Annotated in this window: 24 protein-coding genes; 14 read left to right on the plus strand and 10 right to left on the minus strand. The window is 69.0% G+C overall.

The genetic code is table 11. The features are described from left to right. Positions 1 to 15: 15 nt before the first annotated feature. The 4 genes from LXE91_RS28000 to LXE91_RS28015 form a co-directional block, all read right to left on the minus strand. Complete coding sequence (locus tag LXE91_RS28000) at positions 16 to 387, minus strand: DUF6697 family protein (protein WP_039354345.1); 372 nt, start codon at positions 385 to 387, stop codon at positions 16 to 18. Positions 388 to 919: 532 nt separating this feature from the next. After that, on the minus strand, positions 920 to 2,560 hold the full coding sequence (groL, locus tag LXE91_RS28005) for a chaperonin GroEL (protein ID WP_039354347.1): 1,641 nt from the start codon (positions 2,558 to 2,560) through the stop codon (positions 920 to 922). A gap of 12 nt (positions 2,561 to 2,572) precedes the next feature. After that, complete coding sequence (locus LXE91_RS28010; protein WP_011694564.1) at positions 2,573 to 2,863, minus strand: co-chaperone GroES; 291 nt, start codon at positions 2,861 to 2,863, stop codon at positions 2,573 to 2,575. Between the two features lie 143 nt (positions 2,864 to 3,006). Further along, positions 3,007 to 4,290: a lipase family protein gene (locus LXE91_RS28015; protein WP_039354690.1), complete on the minus strand. Its 1,284-nt coding sequence runs from the start codon at positions 4,288 to 4,290 to the stop codon at positions 3,007 to 3,009. Positions 4,291 to 4,678: 388 nt separating this feature from the next. On the opposite strand from LXE91_RS28015, the gene LXE91_RS28020 reads away from it, so the two are divergent. Both LXE91_RS28020 and LXE91_RS28025 read left to right on the plus strand, forming a co-directional pair. Then, on the plus strand, positions 4,679 to 5,359 hold the full coding sequence (locus tag LXE91_RS28020) for a class II aldolase/adducin family protein (RefSeq protein WP_039354350.1): 681 nt from the start codon (positions 4,679 to 4,681) through the stop codon (positions 5,357 to 5,359). Positions 5,360 to 5,479: 120 nt separating this feature from the next. Continuing rightward, positions 5,480 to 6,598, plus strand: a complete 1,119-nt coding sequence (locus LXE91_RS28025; protein WP_039354352.1) for a sigma-54 interaction domain-containing protein — start codon at positions 5,480 to 5,482, stop codon at positions 6,596 to 6,598. Here LXE91_RS28025 and LXE91_RS28030 read toward each other — a convergent pair. Genes LXE91_RS28030 through LXE91_RS28045 form a run of 4 tightly spaced genes read right to left on the minus strand, consistent with a single transcriptional unit; the run spans position 6,589 to position 10,423 of the window. Then, positions 6,589 to 7,377, minus strand: a complete 789-nt coding sequence (locus tag LXE91_RS28030; protein ID WP_039354354.1) for an ABC transporter permease — start codon at positions 7,375 to 7,377, stop codon at positions 6,589 to 6,591. The two genes, LXE91_RS28025 and LXE91_RS28030, sit on opposite strands and share 10 nt — an antisense overlap. Positions 7,378 to 7,393: 16 nt before the next feature. Next, positions 7,394 to 8,209: an ABC transporter permease gene (locus LXE91_RS28035; RefSeq protein ID WP_039354356.1), complete on the minus strand. Its 816-nt coding sequence runs from the start codon at positions 8,207 to 8,209 to the stop codon at positions 7,394 to 7,396. Continuing rightward, a complete protein-coding gene (locus LXE91_RS28040; RefSeq protein ID WP_046196700.1) occupies positions 8,209 to 9,315 on the minus strand; it encodes a PhnD/SsuA/transferrin family substrate-binding protein in 1,107 nt (368 codons plus the stop codon). The genes LXE91_RS28035 and LXE91_RS28040 overlap by 1 nt, the downstream gene beginning before the upstream one ends. Positions 9,316 to 9,346: 31 nt before the next feature. Then, positions 9,347 to 10,423: an ABC transporter substrate-binding protein gene (locus LXE91_RS28045; RefSeq protein WP_039354357.1), complete on the minus strand. Its 1,077-nt coding sequence runs from the start codon at positions 10,421 to 10,423 to the stop codon at positions 9,347 to 9,349. Positions 10,424 to 10,878: 455 nt separating this feature from the next. Between LXE91_RS28045 and LXE91_RS28050 the strand changes: the two genes are divergently transcribed. The 8 genes from LXE91_RS28050 (at position 10,879) to LXE91_RS28085 (ending at position 20,017) form a co-directional block, all read left to right on the plus strand. Then, the gene (locus LXE91_RS28050; protein ID WP_039354359.1) at positions 10,879 to 12,051 is read left to right on the plus strand and encodes an LLM class flavin-dependent oxidoreductase; all 1,173 of its coding nucleotides are present in this window, start codon (positions 10,879 to 10,881) and stop codon (positions 12,049 to 12,051) included. A gap of 50 nt (positions 12,052 to 12,101) precedes the next feature. Beyond that, on the plus strand, positions 12,102 to 13,148 hold the full coding sequence (locus tag LXE91_RS28055) for an ABC transporter substrate-binding protein (RefSeq protein ID WP_039354360.1): 1,047 nt from the start codon (positions 12,102 to 12,104) through the stop codon (positions 13,146 to 13,148). 562 nt (positions 13,149 to 13,710) lie between these two features. Then, positions 13,711 to 13,998, plus strand: coding sequence for an energy transducer TonB (locus LXE91_RS28060; protein ID WP_083264193.1), 288 nt, complete (start codon positions 13,711 to 13,713; stop codon positions 13,996 to 13,998). A 41-nt stretch (positions 13,999 to 14,039) separates the two neighbouring features. Next, a complete protein-coding gene (locus tag LXE91_RS28065) occupies positions 14,040 to 14,756 on the plus strand; it encodes a MotA/TolQ/ExbB proton channel family protein (protein ID WP_039354409.1) in 717 nt (238 codons plus the stop codon). Beyond that, complete coding sequence (locus LXE91_RS28070) at positions 14,756 to 15,166, plus strand: ExbD/TolR family protein (RefSeq protein ID WP_009694203.1); 411 nt, start codon at positions 14,756 to 14,758, stop codon at positions 15,164 to 15,166. The genes LXE91_RS28065 and LXE91_RS28070 overlap by 1 nt, the downstream gene beginning before the upstream one ends. Before the next feature lie 34 nt (positions 15,167 to 15,200). Next, a complete protein-coding gene (locus tag LXE91_RS28075) occupies positions 15,201 to 16,277 on the plus strand; it encodes an ABC transporter substrate-binding protein (protein ID WP_052760171.1) in 1,077 nt (358 codons plus the stop codon). Continuing rightward, positions 16,274 to 17,491, plus strand: a complete 1,218-nt coding sequence (locus tag LXE91_RS28080; RefSeq protein ID WP_039354412.1) for an MFS transporter — start codon at positions 16,274 to 16,276, stop codon at positions 17,489 to 17,491. The genes LXE91_RS28075 and LXE91_RS28080 overlap by 4 nt, the downstream gene beginning before the upstream one ends. A gap of 213 nt (positions 17,492 to 17,704) precedes the next feature. Then, positions 17,705 to 20,017, plus strand: a complete 2,313-nt coding sequence (locus LXE91_RS28085; RefSeq protein ID WP_039354414.1) for a TonB-dependent receptor — start codon at positions 17,705 to 17,707, stop codon at positions 20,015 to 20,017. Positions 20,018 to 20,071: 54 nt separating this feature from the next. Here LXE91_RS28085 and LXE91_RS28090 read toward each other — a convergent pair whose 3' ends face one another. Continuing rightward, positions 20,072 to 21,031, minus strand: a complete 960-nt coding sequence (locus tag LXE91_RS28090) for a LysR substrate-binding domain-containing protein (RefSeq protein ID WP_039354416.1) — start codon at positions 21,029 to 21,031, stop codon at positions 20,072 to 20,074. Positions 21,032 to 21,214: 183 nt separating this feature from the next. On the opposite strand from LXE91_RS28090, the gene LXE91_RS28095 reads away from it, so the two are divergent. From LXE91_RS28095 to LXE91_RS28105, 3 genes are read left to right on the plus strand one after another with little or no spacing between them, the layout of a single operon-like run. Beyond that, positions 21,215 to 22,336 (plus strand): M20 aminoacylase family protein, encoded by a 1,122-nt coding sequence (locus LXE91_RS28095; protein WP_095145854.1) that lies wholly within the window; start codon positions 21,215 to 21,217, stop codon positions 22,334 to 22,336. A gap of 50 nt (positions 22,337 to 22,386) precedes the next feature. Further along, positions 22,387 to 23,175 carry an ABC transporter substrate-binding protein gene (locus tag LXE91_RS28100; protein ID WP_039354420.1) on the plus strand — a complete coding sequence of 263 codons (789 nt, stop codon included), beginning with the start codon at positions 22,387 to 22,389 and terminating at the stop codon, positions 23,173 to 23,175. Between the two features lie 51 nt (positions 23,176 to 23,226). Continuing rightward, positions 23,227 to 24,417: a porin gene (locus tag LXE91_RS28105; protein WP_039354423.1), complete on the plus strand. Its 1,191-nt coding sequence runs from the start codon at positions 23,227 to 23,229 to the stop codon at positions 24,415 to 24,417. A 53-nt stretch (positions 24,418 to 24,470) separates the two neighbouring features. Here LXE91_RS28105 and LXE91_RS28110 read toward each other — a convergent pair whose 3' ends face one another. Continuing rightward, positions 24,471 to 25,490, minus strand: a complete 1,020-nt coding sequence (locus LXE91_RS28110; protein WP_039354425.1) for a zinc-dependent alcohol dehydrogenase family protein — start codon at positions 25,488 to 25,490, stop codon at positions 24,471 to 24,473. A 126-nt stretch (positions 25,491 to 25,616) separates the two neighbouring features. On the opposite strand from LXE91_RS28110, the gene LXE91_RS28115 reads away from it, so the two are divergent. Next, a complete protein-coding gene (locus LXE91_RS28115; protein ID WP_039354427.1) occupies positions 25,617 to 26,528 on the plus strand; it encodes a LysR family transcriptional regulator in 912 nt (303 codons plus the stop codon). Positions 26,529 to 26,530: the final 2 nt, after the last annotated feature.

Raw genomic sequence — 26,530 nt, forward strand, 5'->3', positions numbered from 1 at the left:
CGCCCGTCAAGCGGGTCAGCAGCGCTTGAGCTTGAGCACGCGCGAGATCTGCCCGGGCGTGAAGCTGCTGTTGCGCACATAAGGCGCGCAGTCGAGCGGTGCGGTGAGCGATTCGCTGACGACGTACTGGCCGACGAAGCGGTACGCGTCGGTTGCCATGCGGATGAACACCGGAATCGCGTCGCGTTGTGCGGCGAGCGTCCTCCCGGCTGCTCTTGCGGACGCGCTGCCGTCGCAGAGGATCACGTCGGGTGCGTGCGGGTTGAGGTCCGTGCGCAGGCAGGCGGCCACGACCTTGCCGTTCTTCGTCGGCAGGAACGCCTGTTTGCTGCCGCCGCACGCGGTGTGGATGAATTCGCGGGTGTACTGCTTGTCGATCTCGAACATGTTCGTGCTCCGGTATCGGAAACTTCCGTCGGCTAAATCAGGTATGCAAAGTAATGAGGCTGGATCGGCATGCGTGATGCGAGGCATTCCAGCCGAACGTTGCCGGGGCGGCGGATCGATGGCGTGTCGTGATACGGGAAATTCCGCGCGAACAAGCTGACCTGCGCGATGCGCGGCTAACGCATCGACGTCGTGTTCAAGCGTGCACGGGAAAGACTACGGCGCGCACCGTCCGCCTGCTGGCAGGACGGTGGCTCGGGAAAAGAGAGACGCAGGCGTCCTGCCTGTCAGGCAGAAAAGCAACTCGGAGGGCGAGGACTTCGGATGCGCATGTGCGTACTCGGTGATGGATCGATTGCGAACACATTCTAGTGAACGCATGCGCGGGCGCAAGTAAAAAGGTCGTAAAGGTGGCGTGGCCCGTGCGGACCGGCGCACAAAATAAAAAACGCGTGACGACTGTCGTCGCCACGCGCAATGGGAGTCTGCAAGCTGGCGCGCATGCCGGCGAACCGGCATGCGCGTCGGGTCATCAGAAATCGAACCCCGGCCCACCCGCACCCGGGCCGCCCGGCGCCGCCGCCGGCGCCGCATCCTTCGGCGCTTCGAACACGGTCGCATCGGTGGTCAGCAGCAGCCCCGCGACCGACGCCGCGTTCTGCAGCGCCGTGCGCGTGACCTTGGTCGGATCGAGCACGCCCGATTCGACGAGGTCGCCGTATTCGCCGGTCTGCGCGTTGTACCCGAAGTTGCCCGAGCCCTCGGCCACCTTCGCGACGACGACGCTCGCTTCCTCGCCCGCGTTCGTGACGATCTGGCGCAGCGGTTCCTCGAGCGCGCGCAGCACGATCTTGATGCCCGCGTTCTGATCGGCGTTCACGCCCTGCAACTCGCGGATCGCCTGCCGCACGCGGATCAGCGCGACGCCGCCGCCCGGCACGATGCCTTCCTCGACGGCCGCGCGCGTGGCGTGCAGCGCGTCGTCGACGCGGTCCTTCTTTTCCTTCACTTCGATTTCGGTGGCCCCGCCGACCTTGATCACCGCGACACCGCCCGCGAGTTTCGCGACGCGTTCCTGCAGCTTTTCACGGTCGTAGTCCGACGTCGCTTCGTCGATCTGCACGCGGATCTGCTTCACGCGTGCTTCGATGTTCTTCGCATCGCCCGCGCCGTCGATCACGGTCGTGTTTTCCTTGCCGACCTCGATGCGCTTGGCCTGGCCGAGTTCGGCGAGCGTCGCCTTCTCGAGCGTCAGGCCCGTTTCCTCGGCGATCACCTGCCCGCCGGTGAGGATCGCGATGTCCTCGAGCAGCGCCTTGCGGCGGTCGCCGAAGCCCGGCGCCTTCACGGCGACCGTCTTCAGGATCCCGCGGATGTTGTTCACGACCAGCGTCGCGAGCGCTTCGCCTTCGACATCTTCCGCGATGATCAGCAGCGGCCGGCCCGACTTCGCGACCTGTTCGAGCACCGGCAGCAGGTCGCGGATGTTCGAGATCTTCTTGTCGTGCAGCAGGATGTACGGGCTTTCGATCTCGGCGATCTGCTTGTCGGGATTGTTGATGAAGTACGGCGACAGGTAGCCGCGATCGAACTGCAGCCCTTCGACCACATCGAGCTCGTCCGCGAGCGACTTGCCGTCCTCGACGGTGATCACGCCTTCCTTGCCGACGCGGTCGATCGCTTCCGCGATGCGCTGGCCGATCGATTCCTCGCCGTTCGCGGAGATCGTCGCGACCTGTGCGATTTCCTTGCTCGTGGTGGTCGGGCGGCTGATCTTCTTCAGCTCGTCGACGGCCGCCGCGACGGCCTTGTCGATGCCGCGCTTCAGGTCGAGCGGGTTGAGCCCGGCCGCGACGTATTTCTGGCCTTCACGAACGATCGCCTGTGCGAGCACGGTGGCCGTCGTGGTGCCGTCGCCGGCCGCATCGCTGGTGCGGGATGCAACTTCCTTCACGAGCTGCGCGCCGATGTTCTGCAGCTTGTCCGCGAGTTCGATTTCCTTCGCGACCGACACGCCGTCCTTCGTGACGACGGGCGCGCCGAAGCTGCGTTCGAGCACGACGTTGCGGCCCTTCGGCCCGAGCGTGACCTTCACCGCGTTCGCGAGAATGTTCACGCCTTCCGTCAGCTTGGCCCGTGCGACGTCGCTGAAAATGATTTCCTTCGCTGCCATGATTTCGCTCCGTTATTGATTGACGACCGCGACGATGTCTTCCTCGCGCAGCACGAGAAACTCGTTGCCGTCCACCTTGACGGCTTGCCCCGCGTATTTGCCGAACAGCACGCGTTCGCCGACCTGCAGGTCGGGCACGATGCGCTGGCCGTCCGTATCCTTGCGGCCGGGGCCGACGGCGATCACTTCACCCTGGTCGGGCTTTTCCGCCGCGCTGTCGGGGATCACGATGCCCGATGCGGTGGTGGTTTCCTGGTCGAGTCGTTTCACGATCACGCGGTCGTGCAAGGGGCGTAGGCTCATTGGTTCGTCCTGTGCTGATCTGTTGAAATTGGCTGGCACTCTTTAACAGAGAGTGCTGACGAGTATAAAAATGCGCGGCGGCGCAATCCAATAACGGATTCCGAAATGCATTCGCGCCGTCGTGCAAAAGCGCGTCGCTCCCGCTATTGCGACACGGCCTGCTGGGCGGCGGGCGTGCAGACCGGGCGGATCGTCTCGCCGGCGAGCACGCGCTTCACGAACGGGATCGAATCGGCGAGCGACGCATTCACGGTGCCGTTGTGTTCGCGGCCCGCATACAGGTGCGCCTCGACCGTCGTGCCGGCCGCGCATGCGTCCTTCGCGAGCGCGAGTTCGAGCGGCGCGAGCCCGTCGTCGGCCCCCGCACCGATGAAGACGGGCGTGGCGATCTTCAGCGTCGGGTACTTGAGGTACGCGTCCCACCATGCCTTCAGCCGCGCGTCGCCGCCGGGCTTCACGGTGTTCGCGTGCGTGAGGTGCGCGAGCGCCGCGTCGTCCTCGAGCGATGCAAGGCAACTGATGCGCGACTGTTCGAGGATCGGCAATGCCTGCTCGGTCAGCACTTCGTCCGCACGCAGCGACGGGTCGAACTGCTGCGCGGAGAGCACCGAGTAGAACTGGTACGCGAGCGTCGGATCGACGCGCTCGGGATCGCGCCGGTACGCGCTCTCGAACTTCGGCAGCGACGCGAGCGTGGCGGGCGACGCGTTGTAGATCGTCCCGGTGGCAACGGTCGCGCGGATCGCGAGTTCGGGCGCATAGGCGGGCGCGTAGCCGGCCGCCGCGAACACGGCCGAGCCGCCTTGCGACTGGCCGACGAGCACGACCTCGTTCGCGAGGCCCGGCACGCCGCCGAGCACCGCGCGCACGCTGTCGAGCAGCGTGTAGCTGTTCGAGCGGTTGTTGAGCTGCGGATTCGGGCCGGGCGTGCCGAGCCCCTGGTAGTCGGTCGCGACGACCGCGAACCCTTGCTGCAGCCACGCGTTCAGGTAACGCACGTCGCGATACGAGCGGCCGAACCACGACGGCGCGCAGATGTCGGCCATCCCGAACGTGCCGTGCGCCCATGCGACGATCGGCCAGCCGCCCGCGGGCGGCGTGCCGCGCGGCACGAACAGCGCACCCGACACGGCGATCGGCGTGCGCCCGGCGACGCCGTCGGTCGATGCATAGAGGATGCGCAGCTGGCGCCCGGCGCTCGCGAGCCCGAGCGTTGCCGGAAGCGGCTCGGTGCGCAGTAGCACGCCGGGCGTCGCCGGAATGTCGCGGTCCCACGTGTAGAACGCGGACACGCGGCCGTCGCCCTGAAGCGGATCGGGGGCGGGGACGCGGCCCGGTGAAGCCGCATGCGAGAGGAGCGACGAGACGGCGAGCGCCGAAGCGAGCAGCGTGCGCGCGGCATGGCCGCGCAGGGGGAGAAGCGTCATGGTCGGATGGATGTCGGTGAAGTCGGATCGGACGTGCCGGGCGGTGCGCGGCGCGGGCCGATCACGACGCAAGTTTCGAACCAGCGCGCGCGTTGCAGCGGCGGCGCACGATGCGACGGGCCATCGCGTGGCGTGTCGGGCCGTCCGCGCATGGACCGGCTGCGTGCCGCGCAGCAATCCGGGCCGGCAGGCTGTTGCTCCCGCAACAGAGGCGCGTACGTGGATCGCAAGGCGCGCGTCGTGCAAGGCGCACGCGCCCCGTCGCGCGGGGCTTTGGCGCACGCATGGCCGGCTGGCACGATTGCTGCTGATCCGGTAGCCGTGCGTCGCGGCGTTCCGACATCGCGATGCGAGCCCATCCGTTCACCCGATCAAGGAAACCGTCCTCATGCCAGTCACCTCGACCATCGACAGCGGCGAACTCGTGGCATTCGTCGAGCGCGCCACGCGCGAATTCACGCAGGCCGAACGCGTGCTGAAGGACACGCGCACGCTGTCCGCGACCAACACGTTCCAGGCGTTCCAGCGCGTGCCGGGCACGGAACTTGTCGTCGCACTGTCGGCGCCGAGCCCGTGGGCCGCGTCGCAGGAGATCCAGCCCGTCGTCGTGACGTTCGACGGCGACGTGCTGCACGGCGACGCGCGCGCGGGCGGCAACGGGCCGCGCTATGCGGACGTGTTCCGTGAGGCGCCGGAAGTCGGCGTCGTGATCCACGTGCACGGCCCGTACCTCGGCGCCTGGGCGAGCGCGCATCGCCCGCTGCCGATCCGCTATGCGCCGGCCGCACGCTACACGCGCGCCCGCGAGATTCCGGTGTATGTCGATCGCCGCCCCGGCGAGCCGCGCTTCATCGTCGACACGATCCGCCGCGACCCCGAGGTGCCGGCGATCATCGAGGCGAACGGCGGCGCGACGTTCTGGGGCAAATCGATCCTCGACGTGTCGAAGTACATCCTGATCCTCGAGGAAGCCGCGTATTTCCAGGCGCTCGCGGAACCGCTCGGCGGCTCGCTCGAATTCGGGCCGGGCGCGCTCGAGCAGCAATGGAAGATGACCGGCCTCGCGTGATGCCGCGCGGCGGCCGGCGCATTCCGGCCGCCGTCATACCGATAGCTCGATGAATTGGTTCGTGGCCGGCGCGCGCCTTGCTATCGTCGAACCTTCCCCGTTCAATACGCCGGTCGTGCCATGGCCATCTTCAGCTTGCCGGACCCGACTTCGCATGCGATCACGATTCGTGCGAAGGCGCTGACGTTCGACGATCCCAAATCGCGGGTGCTGCTCGAGCGCATCCAGCTCGTCGCGCCAAGCGATGCGACCGTGCTCGTCACCGGCGAGAGCGGCACCGGCAAGGAGCTGATCGCGCGCCTCGTGCATTCCTTGAGCGAGCGTCGTGACGGCCCGTTCGTCGCGGTCAACTGCGGCGCATTCTCCGAGACGCTGATCGAGAGCGAGCTGTTCGGCCATGAACGCGGCGCATTTACCGGCGCGATCAACAGCCAGCCCGGCTGGTTCGAATCCGCGAATCGCGGCACGCTGTTTCTCGACGAGGTGGGCGACCTGCCGCTGTCCGCGCAGGTGAAGCTGTTGCGTGTGCTGCAGGAGCGCGAAGTGACGCCGGTCGGCTCGCGCAAGACCGTGAAGATCGACGTGCGGCTCGTCGCGGCGACCAACGTGAATCTCGAAGCCGCGGTGCGCGCGGGCAATTTCCGCGAGGATCTGTACTACCGGCTCAACGTCGTGAAGCTGAGCCTGCTGCCGCTGCGCGAGCGGCCCGGCGACATCGCGCCGCTGATCGAACACTTCATCGACACCTACGCGAAGCGGCTGCGCGTGGCTGCGCCGACGCTGACGGACGCCGCGCGCGCCAGGCTGCATGCGCATGCGTGGCCCGGCAACATCCGCGAACTCGAGAACGTGATCCACCACGCGGTGCTGATCTGCGCGGGCGGCGCGATCGATGTGAGCGACCTGCAGTTTTCCGCGCTGTCGCTTGCGCCCGATGCCGGCGACCCGCGCGCCGCTGCGGCGGCGCCGCCGCGCCGTGCGCGCGACGTGGCCGAGGCGACCGATGCGCTGCGCCACGCGGTGATCGAGCTGCTGGATCTCGGCACGCCGTCGCTGTGGCAGCACATCGAGGACACCGTCTACCGCAGCGTGTTCGACTACAGCGAGCACAACCAGCTGCGCATGTCGCGCCTGCTCGACCAGTCGCGCAACATCGTGCGTGCGCGGCTCGCGCAGCTCGGCATCCTGAAGCCGCGCGACGCGGGCGACGCCGACGCGCGGCTGCGCCGTCAGGCGTGATCGCGCCAGCGCAGCGCGCGCTGCGCGACACGCTCGCATAGCGCACTCATCCCGACGGCGAGCGCCGTCACGCCCAGCACGCAGACCAGCAGCACGTCGGCGCGTGCGCCCGCCTGCGCGTTCTGCATCAGGCTGCCGACCCCCGCGCCCGCGTTGAACAGCAGCTCGCTGCTGGTCGCGGTGATCCATGCGAACGGCACGGCCTGCAGCACGCCCGCGAACAGGTCAGGCAGCGCGCCCGGAATCAGCACGTCGCGCCACAGGCCGGCGCGCGTCAGGCGATACGACTGCGCGAGTTCGACATAGCGCGGATCGACGCGGCGCAGCCCGTCGAAGCTGGCGGTCGTCATCGGGTAGAACGCGGCGAGCGCGATGATGAACACCTTAGCGAATTCGCCGGTGCCGGCCCACAGGCTCAGCAGCGGAATCAGTCCGAGCACCGGCACGTAGCGCAGCGCCTGGAACGCCGGCTCGCCGAGCTTGCGCGCAAGCGTCGAGCGCGCCATCGCCGCGCCGAACACGAGCCCGACCGCGACACCGGCCACGAGGCCGAGCGTCGTGCGGCGCAGGCTCGCGCCGAGATCGGTTGCGAGTTCGCCGCTGCGTGCGAGTTCGACGAGCGCGGCGCCAACCTGCTGCAACGGTACGAATGCGTATTGATGCGCCGCGTCGCCTGACGAAGCGTATTGCCATGCGGCGACCAGCAGGGCCGGCACGACGAGGCCGCGCGCACGGCGGCGCAGCGCCGCGAACGTGAAGGGGGGCTTGGCGAGGATCATTCGGAAACCTGTTCGTTCAGCGCGCGGGCGTCTGCCAGCGCAATGCGTAGCGTTGCACGAGCGCGATCGACCGGTCGATCGCGAAGCCGATCAGCCCGATCACCGCGACGTCGATGAGCACGACGTCGAGGCGCAGCATCTGCCGCGCCAGTTCCATCATCTGGCCGATCCCGCTGTCGGCGCTGAGCAGTTCGACCGCGACGAGCGCGAGCCACGCGCGCGCGAGTGCGATCCGCACGCCGGTGAGCAGCGGCGGCAACGCGGCGGGCAGCAGCACGTCGCACAGCAGCGCGAAGCGGCCGAGCCCGTAGTGCCGCGCCATCTCGACGAGATCGCGCGGCGCGTCGTGCACGCCCGTGTACGCGGCCAGCGCGACCGGAAAGAACACGGCCTTGCCGACGACGACCAGCTTCAGCGGCTCGTCGACGCCGATCAACAGGATCAGCAGCGGAATCAGCGTGAGCGTCGGCACCTGCCGCAGCAGGTCGAACGTCGGCCGCAGGTAATCGGCGAACAGCCGGCTGCGCGCAAGCAGGATGCCGAATGCCGCACCGCCGGTCGCACCGATCACGAAGCCGAGCGCGAGGCGATGCAGCGTGATCAGCAGGTTGTCGCGCAATTCGCCCGTGTCGAGCAGCGTGCGCAGCGTTGCCGCGAGCCGATCCGGCGGCACGACGAGCTGAGGCGGGAACCAGCGCTGCGCGCTCGCAAGCCACCACAGCGCGACGAACGCGACGGGCGTGGCCCACCACAGCGCGATGCCGCCGAGCCGTGCGGGTCCGGGCAGGCGCAGCGCGCGTGTGCCGTTCGACGCGAGGGCATGCATTGGCATCAGCGGCTCGCGACGTGCGCCGCGTCCGCGCGCCAGTAGCCGTCGAGCCCGAGCTGCTTGAGCGCGGTCGACACGAACGTCGGCGCGAGCAGCGCGTTCACGTCGACCGGCGCGGACGTCAGGCCGGCCTGGCGGCTGTACGCGATGACGTCGCGGTAGTGGCCGGTCAGCGCGGGCGTGAAGAGCGGCGTCCATTGCTCCTTCCACGGTGTCGCCTCATCCGCGTATTCGCGGCGCACGACGCTTTCCGGCTGGCCGGACGCGCTCGGGATCTTCACGTACGCGTCGCGGTTCTGCGGCTGCGAGATCCAGTGCGCGGCGCGCACGTAGGCCGTCGCGACGAGCTGCGTGATGTCGGGGTAGCGCCGCACGAAATCGTCGGACGCCCACAGTTCCGCGCGCATCTTCCAGTCGTCGGGCGCGGTCTTGGTCGACCAGATGATCTTGCCGACGTTCTTGTCGACGAGCGAATACGCGTCGGACAGCGTGAAGAAGCCGTCGACGCGGCCGGCCGCGACGGCCGCCGCGCCGGCCTGCGGGTCGAGGTTGTAGATCCTGAAGTCGGACAGCTTCAGCCCGTTCTCGGCGAGCAGCTTGCTGAACGTGACTTCCCACGGCCGGCCGCGATTGAGCGCGATGCGCTTGCCCTTCAGATCGACGATCGACTTCGCAGTCGAGCCGGCCGGCACGACGAGATACGTGTTGCTGCCGACACCGCCCGGCACGATCAGGCGCGTATGCGTGCCCGATGCGTTGACGACGACCGACGGCAGGTCGCCGTAGCCGGCGAAATCGATGCTGCCGTTCGTGAACGCTTCGTTCACGAGCGTGCCGACCGCCGCGGTCGACACCGGCACCCATTGCAGCGTCACGTGTCGCGCGGCGAGCGCCTTCTCGAGCGACTTGTCGGCGTCGATCAACGCGGAGGCGCCCGCGTATTGCGTCTTGCCGCCGCTCGAATAGGCGACGACGGCGATCCGCACGACCTTGGGCGCGTCTTCAGCGTGAGCGGCGGGTGCTGTGAGCGACGCGACGGCCAACGGCAGCGCGGCGAGCAGCGCGCGCAGCGGGCGGCGCAGCGACGTGAGGGAGAGTATGGGTTTCATGATGGTTCCGAACAGTGAACGGAAAAGGGGCTCACGCACGTTTCTGCAGTGACGGCCGCAGCACGTCGGCGAGCGGCCGAGGATCGATCCAGTCGGCGACGTCGAAGTCGGCTTCCAGAAAGCCGTGGTCGTGCAGGAACGTCTTGAAGTCGTCGAGCGCGGCGATCGATTCGTCGTCGAGGTTGACGCCGAGATGCCGGTGCAGCTGGTTGCCGTACGCGGCGCGGACCCAGTCGATCGACGACGCGGTTTCGCCGGCCACGTAGTGCGCGGTTTCGTCGGGATGCGTGCCGGCCCATTCGCCGGCGGCGACCACGAGTTTCAGGAAGCCGGCGACGATGTCGGGATGGTTCGCGAGCACGTCCGCGTTGACGGTCAGCGGGCGCGGCGTGCCGTTGTTGTTGCGGATCGCGCGCTCCGGATGAAAGCCGATGTCGATCACCACGTGCGCGCCGATCAGTTGCGCGATCTCGAGGCCGGTCGACCCCTTCACGTAGATCGCGTCGACCTCGCCGCGCAGCAGCGCGCCGGCTTCGGCCGCGTACAGCGCGCGGCTCGAAAAGCCTTGCGGCGACGCGAACAGGTTCGCCGCGCGCGCCGGTCCGACGGCCTGAAGCGTGCGTGCGCGCACGTCGACGAGTTCGACGTCGCGCGTGGTCAGCCCGTCGAGGCTCAACGCGTTGACGAAGCCGCGCAGCGCCGACGCGCGAAAGATGTCGATGCGGTCGTCGGGGCGGCTCGGAATCGCGATGCGGCGCCCGCGCAATGCCTTCACCGAGCGGATGCCCGATTCGGGCCGCGCGAGGATCAACTGCGATTCGTCGACCCACGACAGCCCGATCACACGCGTATTCGCGCCGTTCGAGCGCGCCCACATCGCGGGGATGCTGCCGCCCTGGCGGAACGACTGCGCGAGCGTGTGATCGCTGATCGACGACACGTCGTGCCGCGTGTCGCCGCGCGGCGAGCGGATCGCGACGCCATCGGCCGACGTTTCGCCGTTGAGCCAGCCGAGATGCACGGCGATGCCGAGCGGCGTCGGCACGGGCGAGCGGGCGTACCAGAACGTCTGTTGCTTGTCCGATGACGAATCGGGCCTGTCTGTCATGGGTGAGATTCCCTCTCTGCGTAAGCATGGTTGAAGCCCGGTCGCGCACGGTGTCGGTGTCGCACGCGCGGGCCGGTCAACGTTGCAAGTTCCGGGCCAGTGAACGGAAACGGCGCGGCCGCACGCGGCGCGGGCATCGCGCGGGAGAGGTGGTGCGCGCGCCGACGCATGGCCTGTTGCGCCAGCAACAGTCGCGACGGCCGCTGTTGCGCGCGCAGCAGCGGTGCGGCCGGTGCAGCACGGCGGTACGGGCGTGTCGCCGCGGCATGGGCGAGCGCGGGCGGATGCGATCCGATTGCCGCTGATGGCCGGTGTGCAAGGCACCGGGCAGGTTCGCCGGCAGCCACGCACGCGCCGAGGCGAGCGCGTTGGCACACCGCGTGCTTTACAGCGCAGCACACGCGCGGCACGCCGATGCCGCACGCAATCCGAATGGCCCGACCAGGAGAACTCCGATGGCTGTTGAATTTTTGTGGCGCCTGCCGATGCACGGTGACGGCAGGCGCGCACACGACCTGCATACGCGCGGCGAATGGAACCGCCAGCGCGCATCGCGCGTCGCGCCGAAAGTCGATGACGACGATTTCGGCTACATCGACTATCTGTCGCAGGTCGCGCGCGCGGCCGATATCGCCGGCTTCCACGGCGCGCTGATTCCGATCTTTCGTTTTACCGAGGAACCGTGGGTCGTGGCGGCCGCACTGGCGCGCGAGACGCGCCGGTTGCGGCTGCTGATCGCGCTGCAGCCGCATTTCGTGCATCCGGTCTATGCGGCGCAGATGGCCGCGAGCCTGCAGCGGATCAGCCGCGGGCGTGTCGAGTGGAACGTCGTCACGGGCGGCGGCGGCCCCGACCAGCGTGCCTACGGCGACTTCATCGACCACGACAGCCGCTATGCGCGCACCGACGAATTCCTCGATGTCGTGAAGGGCGTCGCGGCCGGCGCGCCGTACACGTTCGACGGCCGCTTCTACCGCGTCGAAGCCGGCGGCCTGCTGCCGCCGCTGAGCGGCCAGAAGCCGCCGCGCATCTACCTGGCCGGCGCGAGCGACGCCGCGCTCGCGGTCGCCGCGAAGCACGGCGACGTGCACCTGAGCTGGGGCGAGCCGCTCGCGAAACAGAAGGAGGTGATCGATGCGGCGCGGCGCGCGCTCGATCGCCAGAACGCGGAGCGCGACCTGCGCTTCGGCATGCGCATCGACATCCTGGCGCGCGAGACCGAGGAGCAGGCGTGGGCCGAGTTGCGGCAGATGTTCGCGACGGTGAGCGACGCGACGCGCAACGGCTTCGGCGGGCGCGGCGAATCGTCGGAGTCGGTCGGCGCGAAACGCCAGTTCGCGCTGCACCAGGGCAACACGCAGCACTTCGACGACCTGATCGTCGGCCCGAACCTGTGGGCGGGGATGTCGCAGATTCGCGGCGGCCCCGGCTGCGTGATCGTCGGCAGCCACGAGCAGGTGGCCGAGCGGCTCGCGGAGTACGTCGACATCGGCGTGTCGACGTTCATTCTCGCCAGCAATCCGCATCTCGAGGAGGCGTACCGCGTGGGCGAGGAAGTGCTGCCGCTCGTCGACGGCGCGCTGAACGCGCGCGGCACGCAGGCCGCGCTGCGCGTGGCCGGCGCATGAGCGCGACGGCTTTCCCGCGGCACCCAACGACATCGACAAGGACATTCACCATGACGACACTCGCTGCGCAGGCCACGGCCTGCGACGCACTCTGGTACACGCGCTGCCCGGTGCCGACCGCGCTCGGCATCGCCGTGCACCGCGGCTGGTTCGACGAGGAGTTCGGGCCGGACGGCATCACGCTGAATTCGCTGCAGGAGACGGCGGACGCCGGCAAGCGCGAATCGCATTTCGATCACAGCCTGCCGCACTCGTTCCGGCAGGGCGGCAACATCCCCGCGCTGTGGGCACGGGCACGCGGCGCCGATACGCGCGTGATCGGCCTGTCGTGGACCAACGAATTCCAGGCGATCGTCACGCTGCCCGATCGCGGCATCCGCTCGGTGCGCGATCTGCGCGGCCGGCGGCTCGGGTTGCCGCGCCATCCGATCAGCATCGACTTCTGGCGGGCGGCCGCACTGAAAGGCTTCCTGAGCGCGCTCGAACTCGAAGGGCTCGGGCACGGCGACGCCGAGTGGGTCGACCTGCCCGACGAACGCGAACGTCGCACGGGGCCCGCATCGTTTACGCGCGGCCCGCACGAGTACGGGATCGAGATCGCGGCGCTCGTGCGCGGCGAGGTGGACGCGGTGTTCGTGAAAGGCGTCGAGGGGCTTGAAACCGTGCATCTGATCGACGCGCAGGTCGTCATCGATCTCGGCGCGCACCCCGATCCGCTCGTGCGGATCGGCAACGGCACGCCGCGCACGTTGACCGTCGACCGTGCGCTGATCGACGCGCGCCCCGATCTCGTGAGCCGCTTCCTGTCGGTGGTGGTGGGGGCGGGCGACTGGGCCGCGCGCCATCCGGCGGAGACGGTCGCCTATATCGGCCGCGAGACGCGCGCATCCGACGAATGGGTGCGCTATGCGTACGGCGCGGACGTGCACCGCCATCTGGAGACGGGGCTCGCGCAGACGTCGATCGACGGGCTGGTCGCGTTCAAGGACTTCCTCGTCGAATGGGGTTTTCTCGAACAGGATTTCGATGCGCGTGCGTGGATCGATCCGGCGCCGTTCACGCGCATCGACCGGCAACGCCATGCGTGGGTCGCGTAGCGCGCCGCGGCGCGTCATTGCAAGGAGTCGAGCATGACAGGTCTGACGATCGAATACGGCGTGCCGCCCGCACGTCGGCACGCGGCGCGTGCTGCGCCGCGTGCGGGTGCGAACGCGGTGGCGGCCGGGCGGCGGCCGTGACGCGTCCGCCGTCAGCGGCACCTTCGGCACGGCCGAACGAGACGAAGGCGAAGCCGGGCGCGTGGCGCGTCACGGGGGCGATTGCGCTCGCGGTCGCGGCGTTGCATGCGGGCGTCGCGCTGCTGGCCGCGCGCGCGCCTGCCGCGCCGCCCGTGCAGCCGCCGCGGCCGCTGCCGATGACGGTCGAGCTGACGCGGCCGCCCGAACCGTTGCCGCAGGCCGCGCATCCGCCACCACCGGCGGTGCCGCCGAAGCCGCTGAAGCAGGCGCCGACTCCGCCGAAGCCGCATGCGGCCGTCGCGCATCCGGCGCCGGTGCCGGTGCCGGCCGCCGCGCCGCAGGCCACCCGCGAGGCGGCCCCGCACCGGCGGCGCCCGCCGTCGCCACGCCGGCTCCCGCGCCGGCCGCGCCTGCCGCACCCGTGCGCGAAACCGCCCCGATCGGCGACGCGGCCTACCTGCGCAACCCGGCGCCCGACTATCCGGCGTTCGCGCAGGACCAGGGCTGGGAAGGGCGCGTCGTGCTGCGCGTGCACGTGCTCGCGAACGGCTCGCCCGATTCCGTCGAGGTCCGCACGAGCAGCGGCCGCCGCATGCTCGACACCGCGGCGGTGGCCGCCGTGAAGCGCTGGACGTTCGTGCCCGCGAAGCGCGGCGACGAAGCGGTCGACGGCTGGGTCAACGTGCCGATCGATTTCAAGCTGGGCTGACCCGCCGGGCGGCCCGCCACATTTTCAAAGGAACTCACATCATGAACGGTATCCCGACCACCTTCATCGTCCAGGGCGCGCTCTGGCTGCTCGTCGTCTTCTCCGTCGTCACGTGGACGCTGATCGTCGTGAAGGCGATCCAGAGCCTGCGGGCGAGTGCGCGCAACCGGCGTTACGTCAGCGCGTTCTGGGCGGCGAACAGCTTCCACGAGGCCGCCGCGCTCGACGGCGCGAACAGCCCGGTGGGCGAACTCGCCACGACGGGCTTCGACGCGCTGCGGCGCGCCGACGAGAGCAGCGCGCACGATCTCGAACACAGCTGGAGCCGCCACGACCTGCTCGAACGCCATCTGCGCCAGCAGATCCACAATGCGCGCCGGCGTGAGGAGGCGGGGCTGGCGGTGCTCGCGTCGATCGGCAGCACCGCGCCGTTCGTCGGCCTGTTCGGCACCGTGTTCGGCATCATCCATGCGCTGACCGCGATCACGCACAGCGCGTCGGCGAGCATCGACGTCGTGGCCGGGCCGATCGGCGAGGCGCTCGTCGCGACCGGGATCGGCATCGCGGTCGCCGTGCCGGCCGTGCTCGCGTACAACTTCTTCGTGCGTCGCGTGAAGGCCGCGTCGGCCGATCTCGATGCGTTCGCCACCGATTTCGTCACGCTCGCGCAGAAGGCCGGCTTCCGCGTGCCGGCCGCCGCCGCCGCGCCCGCGCCGGCACGCCGTGCCGACGACACCCGCCAGGAGGCGTTCGCATAATGGCCTTCTCCTCTTCCTCCGACAACGACGACGTGCTCAGCGAAATCAACATCACGCCGCTCGTCGACGTGATGCTCGTGCTGCTCGTCGCCTTCATCGTCACGGCGCCGCTGCTCAACAACGCGGTGCACGTGAATCTGCCGAACACCGTCGCCACGGCGCCGGCCGATCGCAAGCCGAACGTCACCGTGAGCGTCGACGACAAGGGCGTCGTGTATCTCGACAAGCGCGCGGTCGCACTGGCCGCCGTGCCGGCCGAGCTGGCCGCGCTGAAGGCCGGCCGGCCCGACGTCGCGCTCGACCTGCAGGCCGACGAGCACGTGCCGTACGGCACCGTCGCGAAGCTGATGGCCGCGATCGAGCATGCGGGCATCACGCGGCTGTCGGTGCTCACCGCGCCGCGCGGCTGACGCGCGGTTCACGACTCCCTCTACGAACGCATCCATGAGCATCACGGCTTCCTCCAACGTCCAGTCGATCTGGTACACGCGCTGTCCGGTGCCGACGCCGCTCGGCATCGCCGCGCATCTCGGCTGGCTCGACAGCGAATTCGCCGGCGACGGCATCACCGTGCGCGCGCTGCAGGAGACCCAGCACGCGGCGCTGCATCACGCGCACGTCGATCACTCGCTCGACAACGCATTCCGGCAGGGCGGCAGCATTCCCGCGCTGTGGGCGCGCGCGGCCGGCGCCGATACGCGCGTGGTCGCGCTGACCTGGGTCGACGAGGCGCAGGCGATCGTCGCGCTGCCGGAAAGCGGCCTGACGCGGCCGAAGGACCTGCGCGGGCGCCGCATCGGCCTGCCGCGCCGCGACGGCGAGCGTATCGACATCTTTCGTGCGGCGGCGCTGCGCGGCTTCGTCAGCGCGCTGTCGCTCGACGGGCTCGGCCCCGCCGACGTCGAATGGATCGACGTGCCCGCGTCGAACCTGCGCGCATCGGTGTCGACTCCGGCGACGCGCGACGCGGCATTCAGCCATCCCGCGAGCCTGTCGAGCCGCCGGCTCTATGCGGCCGAAGCGGCCGCGCTCGTGCGCGGCGACGTCGACGCGATCTACGTGAAGGGGTCGCTCGGGCTCGAAACCGCGCACCTGATCGGCGCGCAGCCGGTCGTCGACATCGGCTTTCATCCCGATCCGCAGATCCGTATCAACAACGGCTCGCCGCGGCCGCTGACCGTCAATGCGTCGACGCTCGAACGCCATCCCGACATCGTCAGCCGCTTCCTCGCGCGCGTGACCGACGTCGAAGGCTGGGCGCGCGATCACGAGCAGGAAGTGCTCGGCTATCTCGGCCGCGAGACGGGATCGGGCCATGACTGGCTGAGGCTCGCGTACGGCGCGGACGTGCACCGGCGGCTGCGCACGGATCTCGACGAAGCGTCGATCGCCGCGCTCGACGATTTCAAGCGCTTCCTCGTCGAGTGGCGATTCCTGCCGGCCGACTTCGACGTGCGTGCGTGGATCGACCGGCGCGCACTCGACGGCATCGCGACGCTGTCTCGCGGCGCCGCGCGGTGAGCGCGCCGGCACGCGTCGCCGACGCATGGCGGCGCGAGCGCTTCACCCGCGGCTTCATGCTGCTGGCGCTCGCGAGCGGCACGACGATCAGCATGGCGCAGCTCGCGACGACGCTGTACGCGCTCGCGCTCGGCGTCGACAGCGCGCGGCTCGGCATCATCGCGGCGATGGAGCCGCTCGGCATCGCGTTGATGACGCTGCCGGCCGGGCTGCTCGTCGCGCGCTACGGCGCGCGGCGCGTGTACTTCGTCGCGAGCATGGGGCCGATGCTGCTCAATCTCGTCGTGCCGTTTGCCGGCGCCTGGCCGCTGATCGCGCTCACGCAAGTGTTGATCGGGCTGTGCATCCCGTTCCGGATCGTGTCGATCAACGGCGTGTTCCTCGCGCGTCTCGCGCAGATCGGCCTCGCGCGCGCCGGCTGGTACCGTGCGGCGATGTCGGTCGGCACCGGCATGGTCGGGCCGTGGCTCGCGAGCGGGCTGATCGGCGCGCATGGCGCGGTCGCGACGTTCTGCGCGGCATCGGCGAGCTTCGCGGGCATGGCGCTGTTCAGCCGGACGCTGCTCGGCGACGCGCAGCCTCCGGCACCTCGTACACAACCGGAAACCGGCGGCCTGCGCGCATTGCTGGCGCTCGCGTGGAGTCACGACGTGCGCGAGCAGCTCGTGCTGGAAGCCGTGAACAGCGCGACACGTTCGCTCGCCGGCGCGTATACGGTGGTGCTGGCGATTCAGTCGCTCGGGCTGTCGCAAACCAAAGCCGTCGCGCTGCTGACGCTGCAGGGCGTCGTCGCGGTGGTCGCGCTGTTCGGGCTCGGGCATGTCGCGCAGCGGATGACCGCGCGCCGTTGCCAGGCGCTCAGTCTTGCCGGTGGCGTGGCCGGCTTGCTCGCGCTGGGTCTTGCGCGTGACGTATGGATCGTCGGCGCGGGACTCGCCGCGCTGTGCGCCGGGTCGTCGCTGCTGCATCTCGTCAACATGCAGCGCCTCGGCCGCCACCCGGCCGACAAGAGCCAGGTGTCGAGCCTCTACAACCTCGCGTCGATGACGGGCGCGTTCTGCGGCCCGCTGGCCGGCAGCGCGCTCGTGCCGGTCGTCGGGTTGCCGCGCGTGTTTTTGTGCTGGTTGCCGGTCGTCGTGCTGGTTGCGTTCGCGCTGCGCGTCTCGACGGCGCGGCGCGAGGCATCGCAGTCCGCGACTGCGAAGCTGTCCTGACGACCGTCGACCCGGGTGTTGCGGAATCCGCGCGGTGTTGCGTGACAAGCAGTTTGCTTCCCGTCACAGATGCGCATGCAGCAACACCGGCACCGCGCGCATGCCGGAAGCCCCGTGCGACGGGCTTCTCGATGCTGGCATCCGAATTGCAATAGGTAACCCGTGCGTCGCGCACGCACGTGCGTTCAACCGATCAAACAGGATGACTCATCGATGTTCAGGAAAAAACTAATCGTCACCGCGCTGGGGGGACTGCTGACGGGCGGCACCGTATCGTTGCCCGCATGGGCGGAAGATGGCGCGGTGACGGCGGCGCCGGACGCGAAGCCGGCGCAACCGGGCGCGGACGATGCAGCCGCGGCCGCACCGAAGGCAGCCCGCGTGAACCAAGGCAAGGCCGTACGCGAAACGAATCTCGGCACGGTGACGGTGACCGCGCGCCGGCGCAAGGAGAGCATCCAGGACGTGCCGGTCGCGGTGAGCGCGCTGAGCGGCGACACGATCAGGAACAACGAGTTGCGCGTGGTGAACGACGTCACGAAGTATGTGCCGAACTTCACCGGCCAGTCGACCGAAGGCCGCGAGCGGCCGCGCTGGTTCCTGCGCGGCGTCGGCAGCAACGATCCGTCGGACCTGTCGCTGAGCCCGATCGGCGTGTACTTCGACGACGTCTACATCAACAGCGTGTTCGGGCAGGGCTTCCCGCTGTTCGACCTCGACCGCATCGAAGTGCTGCGCGGCCCGCAGGGCACGCTGTGGGGCAAGAATACCGTCGGCGGCGCGCTCAGCATCACGTCGCAGAAGCCGATTTTCGACGTGAGCGGCTACGGCAAGATCGGGCTTGGCCAGTACAACAGCCGGCTCGCGGAAGCCGCGATCGGCGGGCCGATCGGCAAGAACGACGTGCTGGCCGCGCGCGTGTCGGTGTATCACGAGAACGCCGACAGTTTCTACACGAACACCGTGCAGCAAGGGCGCTTCGGCGGCTTCCACGACAATGCGGTGCGCTTTCAGGTGCTGGCCGTGCCGACTTCGGACACCGACTTCCTGTTCAACATCCACGGCCGCAACTACACGGGCGGCGGCAACGCGTGGCACGCGCAGGGCGCGGGGCCGGGCGGCGCGAACCAGTTCGGCTTCGTCGGGTCGAGCGATCCGTACACGGTGTCGCTCAATGCGCCGTCGAGCGATCACATCTCGACGTGGGGCACGTCGCTCACCGCGCACTGGCGCATCAACCCGGCGGTGACGCTGACGTCGATCACCGCGTTCGAAGGGCTGCACCGCTGGTACCAGGACGACGAGGACTATTCCGCGTTCGACGCCGCGCGTTCGCACGATCGCCTGTCGAGCCGCCAGTTCTCGCAGGAATTCCGCCTCGAATCGCCGCAGAACGACCGGTTCAGCTGGCTCGTCGGCACGCACCTGTTCACCGAGCAACTGGCCGAACAGGGCGCCGGCGGCGGCCTGCCGGGCTCGCCGTCGCCCGCGTTCTACCACCTGACCGACCTCACGCAGCACACGCAGAGCGCGGCGATTTTCGGCAGCGTGAAGTACCGGTTCACCGACCGCTTCAACGTGACGGGCGGGCTGCGTTACACGATCGAGCGCAAGAACATCAACCTGACCGGGCTGCAGGGCACCGGCAACGTGACGTTCAGCAATCCGGGCAGCTGGTGGGATCCGTCGTCGGTGTCGTCGCCGCTCGCGGTCAGCGCGCGACAGAACCAGACGAACACGTGGCGCGCGCCGACCTGGGACCTCACGCCCGAATATGCGCTCAGCAACAACGTGCGCGCGTATTTCCGCTATGCGCGCGGCTTCCGCTCGGGCGGCTACAACGGCAACGCGTATACGCAGAGCACGGTGTCGACCGTATCGCCGGAGTACCTGACCGACTACGAAGCCGGCATCAAGAGCGAGTGGTTCGACAAGCGGCTGATCGTCAACGCGAGCGTGTTCCACTACGACTATCGCGACATCCAGGTGTTCGCGCTGGCGCCGAACCCGTTCGGCGGCCCGCCGGTGTCGACGCTGTCGAACGCGGGGCAGGGGCGCGCGGACGGCTTCGAGCTGGAGCTGAAGGCGCAGCCGGTCAACAGCCTCTACCTGTTCGCGAACCTCGGGATGCTGAACACGCGCTACACGGAGTTCCGCTATGTGCCGACCGCCGTCGGCAATTCGTTCGCGCGCTCGCCGCATACGACGATCAATGCGGGCTTCGACTATCGCGTGCCGGTGTCGTTCGGCACGCTGACGGCCGGCGGCGACGTGAACTACCGCAGCCGCGAGTACTTCAGCGCGACGCGGCAGACGATGCCGCAGCTCTGGCAGGGCGGCTACACGGTGCTGAACGCGCACGTGTCCTACACGACACCGGACCAGAAGTACATCGTGACGGGCTACGTGACGAACCTGACCAACAAGGTCTACAAGAAGCTCGAGCTGCTGCCGTCGTATGGCGCGTATCCGGTGCTGTATGGCGATCCGCGCACGGTCGGGATCACGCTGACCGCGAAGATCTGACGGGCGGCACGAGACGTGTGCGGCGGCGCGGCAAAGGGCCGCGCTCGCCGTGCGTCAGATCAGCAGCGACAGCGTCCTGAACAGCGCGAGATCCGCCTTGCGTGCCGATCGCGCATGCCGGCGGATCACGTGCAGCAGGCAGTCGATGAAGCAGCGCGCCGCGTCGCCGAGCGTGCTGCTGCGCCGCGTGACGATCCCGAGGTCGCGCGGCTCGAAGGTCTCTTGCAACTTCAATGCGCGCATCCGTTCGCCGAACGACGGCACGGCCGCGAGGATCGTCGGACACCACGTGCACATGTCGGCCTGCTCGAGCATCGTCTGCAGCATCGCCACCGACTGCGCACGCACGATGCGCCGTTCGTCGATGTGGGCGCCGTGACGCGTGAACAGGTAATCGACGAGCGCAGCTTGCCCGTCGGCCGCGAAATTCAATACCCAGTCGTGGTCGACCAGGTCGTGGATCGACCGCGCGTGCTCGAGCGGGTGGCCGGCGCGCACCATCACCGCTGTCTCGTAGCGCAGCATCGGCTCGAACGCGAATTCCTGCGTGCCGCCCGGTTGCACGTGCCCGAGCGCGAAATCCATGCTGCCGTCGCGCAACAGCGGCTGCGCGACGGCCATCAGCGCTTCGTAGAGTTCGAGGCGCACCTCGGGCATTTGTGCGCGAAAACGCAGCACCGCTTCCGCGAGGAAGGTCATCGTCAGCCACGGTGTGACGCCGATGCTCAGCCGGCCCTCGACGCGGCCGCGCATGCGCTCGAGATCGCTCTGCGCGTGCTCGAGCTGCTTCAGCACGAGCTTCGCGTGCGTGAGCAGCGTCTTGCCGTATTCGGTGAAGCCAATTCCCTCCGGCGCGCGGACCAGCAGCGGCAGGCGTTCGCTCGCCTCCAGCTCGCGCAGCGCGCGCGTGACGGCCGCCTGCGACAGCCCGAGCGTGCGCGCCGCACCGCGGATGCTCCCGGCCTCCGCGCTCGCGACGAGCGCCTGCAGCTGATGCAGCTTGATCGTGCTCATGGTGCGATACCCGACAACGAAAGGTTGTCATCATAACGAAACCGCGGCTGTTCGCCGGGATTTTCGCTGCCTACGATGCGGCCACGATCGGTCATTCGGGCGATCGATAACCGGAACGCATCGAGGAGAATCGGGGTGGACCACAAACACATCCAGCCGGAAATGGCGGCCATCGAGGCGGAAATGATCGCGCTGCGCCGCCGGCTGCACGCACATCCGGAGCTTGGCTTCGAGGAGCACGCGACGAGCGACCTCGTGGCCGGCTTCCTGACAACGTGGGGTTATCGGGTGACGCTCGGGCTCGGCGGCACGGGCGTGGTCGGCACCTTGACGCGCGGCCCCGGAAAGCGGCTCGGGCTGCGAGCGGACATGGATGCGCTGCCGATCCGCGAGACGACCGGGCTGCCGCACGCGAGCCGGTGCGATGGCGTGATGCATGCGTGCGGCCACGACGGTCACACGGCGATGCTGCTCGCGGCGGCGCGCTGCCTGGCCGAGCGCGAACGCTTCACGGGCACACTGAACCTGATTTTCCAGCCGGCCGAGGAAGGGCTCGGCGGCGCGAAGCGGATGATCGACGACGGGCTGTTCGCGCAGTTTCCGTGCGATGCGGTGTTCGCGATGCACAACGTGCCGGGGCTGCCGGCCGGCGTGCTCGGTTTCTGCGACGGCCCGGCGATGGCCTCGGCCGACGAGGTGCGCGTGCGCGTGACCGGGCGCGGCGGGCATGGCGCGGCGCCGCATACGACGATCGATCCGGTGGTCGTGTGCGCGTCGATCGTGATGGCGCTGCAGACCGTCGTGTCGCGCAACGTGAACCCGCAGGAGCTGGCGATCGTGACGGCCGGTTCGATCCATGCGGGCACCGCGTCGAACGTGATTCCGTCGCACGCGGATCTGGCGCTCAGCGTGCGTGCGCTTTCGCCGGACGTGCGGGCGCTGCTCGAACGGCGAATTCGCGAGATCGTGCACGGGCAGGCCGCGAGCTATGGTGCGACCGCGGAGATCGACTACCGGCACGAGTACCCGGTGCTCGTCAATCACGCAGCGGAGACCGCGTTCGCACGCGACGTCGCCCGCGAATGGGGCGGCGATGGCGCGCTGATCCCGCATCTGCGTCCGATCGCGGCCAGCGAGGACTTCGCGTTCATGCTGAACGCGTGCCCCGGCAGCTACCTGTCGATCGGCAACGGCGACGGCGCCGCCGGATGCGGGCTGCACCACCCCGGCTACGACTTCAACGACGCGTGCCTCGCCACCGGCGCGAGCTACTGGATTGCACTGGCGGAGCGCTACCTCGCGTGATGGGCCCGCACGATTTTGACTGACGATTCACACAAGGAGGGAGACTGGCAATGAAGCAGTGGAAACGGATGGCGGCGCTCGCGGTGGCGCTGGCGGCAGGGGCGGCGCATGCGGGCGACTGGGCCGGCAAGGAGATCCGCCTCGCGGTCGATCCGACTTACCCGCCGCTCGAATACAAGCTGCCCGACGGCACGCTGGCGGGTTTCGGGATCGACATCACGAACGCGTTGTGCGCGGAGCTGCATGCGCGCTGCGTGTGGGTCGAGTCGAGCTTCGACGGGATGATTCCGGGGCTGCTCGCGCGCAAGTTCGACGTGATTGCGTCGTCGATGACGATCACGCCGAAGCGGCAGCAGCAGATCGCATTCACGAACCGGATCTCGAATGCGCCGGCGCGCCTCGTCGCGCGCAAGGGCTCGCCGCTGCTGCCGACGGCCGACGCGCTGAAGGGCAAGCGCGTGGGCGTCGAGCAGGGTTCCGCGCAGGCTGACTATGCGATCGCGAACTGGCAGCGGGCCGGCGTGCAGATCGTGTCGTACCCGAACCAGGATCAGGTGTATGCCGATCTCGTGACGGGCCGGCTCGATGCGGCGTTCCAGGCGTCGATCGCGGCGAGCGACGGGTTCCTGAAGAAACCGCAGGGCAAGGATTTCGCGTTCGTCGGTGCGGCAATCGACGACGTGAAGTATTTCGGGCAGGGCGACGGGCTCGGGCTGCGCAAGCAGGACAACGACCTGCGTGACGCCTTCAACCGCGCGCTTGCGGCGATCCTCGCGAACGGCACGTACCAGCGCATCAACAACAAGTATTTCGACTTCGACATCTACGGCGCGAAGTAAGCGGCGACGCCCGGAAGGCGGCATTCACGACACGATAAATAAGGAAAACGAATGAACTGGAGATTGGCTTTCGTCGCGGCCCCGGCGCTGTGTGCAGCGCCCGCGTTCGCGTTCGCGCAAGGCAGCGTCACGTTGTACGGCCTCGTCGATGCCGGCATCGACTACACGAACAACGTCGGCGGCCACGGTGCGTGGCAGATGGCAAGCGGCTTCGCGCAAGGCAGCCGCTGGGGGCTGAAGGGCACCGAGGACCTGGGCGGCGGCTACAGCGCGCTGTTCCAGCTCGAGAGCGGCTTCAACGTGAACAGCGGCACGCTCGCGCAGGGCAGCCGCATGTTCGGGCGGCACGCGTACGTCGGGCTCGGCAGCGCGCGGTTCGGCACGCTGACGCTCGGCCGGCAATACGATGCGGTGGTCGACTATCTCGCGCCGACGACCGCGAACGGCAGCTGGGGCGTCTATCCGTTCTCGCATCCGCTCGACAACGACAACACCGGCAACACGTTTCGCGTGAACAACACGGTGAAGTACGCGAGCCCGGATTTCGCCGGCTTCTCGTTCGGCGGCACGTACAGTTTCAGCAACGACACGGGCTTTGCGAACAACCGGCAGTGGAGCGTCGGCGCGCAGTACGAGCAGGGCGGCTTGCTGATCGGCGCGGCCTTCCTGAATGCGGACAACCCGGGCGCGACGTCGGGCGGCGCGATCGCGGGCTCGGGGCCGGTCGGTGCCGATGCGAACTTTGCGTCGGCGCGGCTGCGGATCTTCGGTGCGGGCATCAACTATACGGCGGGGCCCGCGACGGTCGGGCTCGCGTACACGAACAGCAACGTCACGCGGCCGACCGCGAACGTCGGCTACCTGTTCGGCGACGAAACGATCCAGCCGGTGACCGGCCCGCTCGCGGGGGGCGCGGTGTCGTCGATCAGGTACCAGAACGTCGAGGTGAACGGCAAATACCAGCTCACGCCGGCGCTGTTCGTCGGTGCGCAGTACGTGTACACGACGGTGCGCTACGACGCGACGACGGGCAGCGCGAAGCCGAAGATCCATTCGCTCGGGCTGATGGCCGATTACAGCCTGTCGAAGCGCACGGACGTGTACCTGATGGGCGCGTACCAGCGGATCGCGGGCGATGCGACGGGCTCGTCGCTCGACCAGGCTTACATTCCCGGCGCGGCGGACCTGTCGTCGACCTCGAAGCAGCTGATGGTTCACGCGGGGATCCGTCACAAGTTCTGAGTGCGCGATGACGGAAGAGGCGGCGGGCCGAGCGACCCGCCGCCTCGACGCGCTTACTGCGCGACGCGGATCACGACCTTGCCGAAGTGTTGACCCGACTGCAGGTACGCAAACGCCTGCGGTGCTTCGTCGAAGCCGAACACGCGATCGACCACCGGCCTGATCTGCTTCGCGTCGACGAGCCGCACGACATCGTCGAGCATCGCGCGGCTGCCGACCATGATCCCGTGCAGCTGCCGGATTCCGCCGATCAGCGACAGCAGCCCGAGTTCGGGGCCGGCGAAGCTGCTGAGGCCGCCGATCACCGACACGATGCCGCCCATCTTCGTCGCGGCGACCGAGCGCGGCAGCGTATCCTTGCCGCCCACTTCCACGACCAGGTCCGCCCCCGCGCCGCCGGTGAGCCGCAGCACCTCGTCTTGCCATTCGGGCGTCGCGCGATAGTTGATGGTTGCGTCCGCACCGAGCGCGCGGGCGCGCTCGAGCTTCGCATCGCTCGATGACGTGACGATGGTCCGCAGCCCCGCCGCATGCGCGAGCTGCAGCGCGATGATCGACACGCCGCCGGTGCCGAGCAGCACGACGGTCGCGCCGGGCTCGAGGCCACCGTCGGCGAACAGCGCGTTCCACGCGGTGGTGCCCGCGCACGACAGCGTCGCCGCCTCGTCGTAGTTCAGATGCGCGGGAATCGCGACCAGCGCGGCTTCATCGGAGACGAAATGCTCGGCCAGCACGCCGTCGAATTGCGCGCCGGGCGACCCCGAGACCTTCTGCGGCGTGGGCGGCCCGTCGATCCAGTGCGGAAAGTACGTGTTGATCACGCGATCGCCCGGCTTGAAGCGCGTGACGTCGCGGCCGGTTTCGATGACTTCGCCGGCGCCGTCGGCCACCGGGATCAACGCATCCGTGCCGATGCCGAGATAGTCGCCGCGCGCGAACATCAGGTCGCGGTAGTTCAGGCCGGCCGAGTGGATTTTCACGACGACGTCGGTCGGCCCGACCGCGCGGCGTGTCGCGTCGATGCGCTGAAGCCCGGCCACGCCGTCGCCCGGTTTCACTTGCCATGCGTTCATGTCGACTCCTTTTCGAGATAGAGCGGACTATCATAGTGTTGCGCACGGGGACGCATTGGCGAGAATTCGGCCGATGACTGTCGCCTGTGTGGACACAACCCTGTGACCCAACCGGAGTGGAATGGCATGGACGAGCGGCTGAGAGGCGTGGCCGAATTTGTCGACGTGGTGGAGTCGGGCAGCTTCGCGGCGGCGGCGCTGCGGCTCGGCGTCACGCGCTCGGCCGTCGCGAAGGTCGTCGCGCGGCTGGAACGCCGCCTCGGCGCGCGGCTCCTGCAGCGCACGACCCGCCAGCTCGGCCTGACAGATGAGGGGCTCGTCTACTACGAGCAATGCCGGCGGCTGCTGGCCGAACTCGGCGAGACGGAGGCCGCGCTCGACGCGGGGCAGCGCGAGCCGGCAGGGCGGCTGCGCGTCAGCGTGCCCGTGCTGTTCGGGCGGCAATGCGTGGCGCCCGTCATGCGGCGCCTCGTCGAGCGCCATCCGCGGCTCGAGATCGACGTGTCGTTCAGCGACCGCGTGGCCGACCTGGTCAACGACGGCTTCGACATCGCGGTGCGTATCGGCGAGCTGGCCGATACGAGTGCGCTGGTCGGCCGCAAGCTCGGCGTGCAACGCATGGGCATCTGTGCGTCGCCCGCGTATCTCGACCGTCATGGCCGGCCGGCGGGGCTCGACGCACTCGCGTCGCACGTCGGCATCGCGTATTCGCGCGGCGGGCAACCGACGCCGTGGCGGGTCGTCGGCGCGGACGGCGCGGTGCACGACCATCGCCCGGCCGGCCGCCTGCGGCTCGACGACCTGCAGGCGATCGCCGATGCGGCCGCCGCCGGCGCGGGCCTCGCGTGGCTGCCGTGCTGGCTGATGGCGCCTTACCTGCGCGACGGCCGCCTCGCGCTCGTGATGGACAGCAACAGTGTGTCGGGCGCCGAAGTGTTCGCGGTGCGGCCGGCCTCGCGCCAGGTGCCGTCGAAGGTGCGTGTCGTCATCGATGCGCTCGTCGACGAGATACCGCGCATGCTGGCATCGGACGATTGACG

This window comes from Burkholderia contaminans, assembly GCF_029633825.1.
GTDB lineage: Bacteria > Pseudomonadota > Gammaproteobacteria > Burkholderiales > Burkholderiaceae > Burkholderia > Burkholderia contaminans.

What these genes read in the sequence shown, in the direction of transcription:
- LXE91_RS28015 (WP_039354690.1), bottom strand. Translation starts at nt 4,290, where the DNA reads ATGACGCTTCTCCCCCTGCGCGGCCATGCCGCGCGCACGCTGCTCGCT.
- LXE91_RS28055 (WP_039354360.1), top strand. Translation starts at nt 12,102, where the DNA reads ATGACGACACTCGCTGCGCAGGCCACGGCCTGCGACGCACTCTGGTAC.
- LXE91_RS28035 (WP_039354356.1), bottom strand. Translation starts at nt 8,209, where the DNA reads ATGCCAATGCATGCCCTCGCGTCGAACGGCACACGCGCGCTGCGCCTG.
- LXE91_RS28040 (WP_046196700.1), bottom strand. Translation starts at nt 9,315, where the DNA reads ATGAAACCCATACTCTCCCTCACGTCGCTGCGCCGCCCGCTGCGCGCG.
- groL (WP_039354347.1), bottom strand. Translation starts at nt 2,560, where the DNA reads ATGGCAGCGAAGGAAATCATTTTCAGCGACGTCGCACGGGCCAAGCTG.
- LXE91_RS28045 (WP_039354357.1), bottom strand. Translation starts at nt 10,423, where the DNA reads ATGACAGACAGGCCCGATTCGTCATCGGACAAGCAACAGACGTTCTGG.
- LXE91_RS28115 (WP_039354427.1), top strand. Translation starts at nt 25,617, where the DNA reads ATGGACGAGCGGCTGAGAGGCGTGGCCGAATTTGTCGACGTGGTGGAG.
- LXE91_RS28105 (WP_039354423.1), top strand. Translation starts at nt 23,227, where the DNA reads ATGAACTGGAGATTGGCTTTCGTCGCGGCCCCGGCGCTGTGTGCAGCG.
- LXE91_RS28090 (WP_039354416.1), bottom strand. Translation starts at nt 21,031, where the DNA reads ATGAGCACGATCAAGCTGCATCAGCTGCAGGCGCTCGTCGCGAGCGCG.
- LXE91_RS28010 (WP_011694564.1), bottom strand. Translation starts at nt 2,863, where the DNA reads ATGAGCCTACGCCCCTTGCACGACCGCGTGATCGTGAAACGACTCGAC.
- LXE91_RS28000 (WP_039354345.1), bottom strand. Translation starts at nt 387, where the DNA reads ATGTTCGAGATCGACAAGCAGTACACCCGCGAATTCATCCACACCGCG.
- LXE91_RS28020 (WP_039354350.1), top strand. Translation starts at nt 4,679, where the DNA reads ATGCCAGTCACCTCGACCATCGACAGCGGCGAACTCGTGGCATTCGTC.
- LXE91_RS28085 (WP_039354414.1), top strand. Translation starts at nt 17,705, where the DNA reads ATGTTCAGGAAAAAACTAATCGTCACCGCGCTGGGGGGACTGCTGACG.
- LXE91_RS28100 (WP_039354420.1), top strand. Translation starts at nt 22,387, where the DNA reads ATGAAGCAGTGGAAACGGATGGCGGCGCTCGCGGTGGCGCTGGCGGCA.
- LXE91_RS28050 (WP_039354359.1), top strand. Translation starts at nt 10,879, where the DNA reads ATGGCTGTTGAATTTTTGTGGCGCCTGCCGATGCACGGTGACGGCAGG.
- LXE91_RS28025 (WP_039354352.1), top strand. Translation starts at nt 5,480, where the DNA reads ATGGCCATCTTCAGCTTGCCGGACCCGACTTCGCATGCGATCACGATT.
- LXE91_RS28030 (WP_039354354.1), bottom strand. Translation starts at nt 7,377, where the DNA reads ATGATCCTCGCCAAGCCCCCCTTCACGTTCGCGGCGCTGCGCCGCCGT.
- LXE91_RS28065 (WP_039354409.1), top strand. Translation starts at nt 14,040, where the DNA reads ATGAACGGTATCCCGACCACCTTCATCGTCCAGGGCGCGCTCTGGCTG.
- LXE91_RS28075 (WP_052760171.1), top strand. Translation starts at nt 15,201, where the DNA reads ATGAGCATCACGGCTTCCTCCAACGTCCAGTCGATCTGGTACACGCGC.
- LXE91_RS28110 (WP_039354425.1), bottom strand. Translation starts at nt 25,490, where the DNA reads ATGAACGCATGGCAAGTGAAACCGGGCGACGGCGTGGCCGGGCTTCAG.
- LXE91_RS28095 (WP_095145854.1), top strand. Translation starts at nt 21,215, where the DNA reads ATGATCGCGCTGCGCCGCCGGCTGCACGCACATCCGGAGCTTGGCTTC.
- LXE91_RS28070 (WP_009694203.1), top strand. Translation starts at nt 14,756, where the DNA reads ATGGCCTTCTCCTCTTCCTCCGACAACGACGACGTGCTCAGCGAAATC.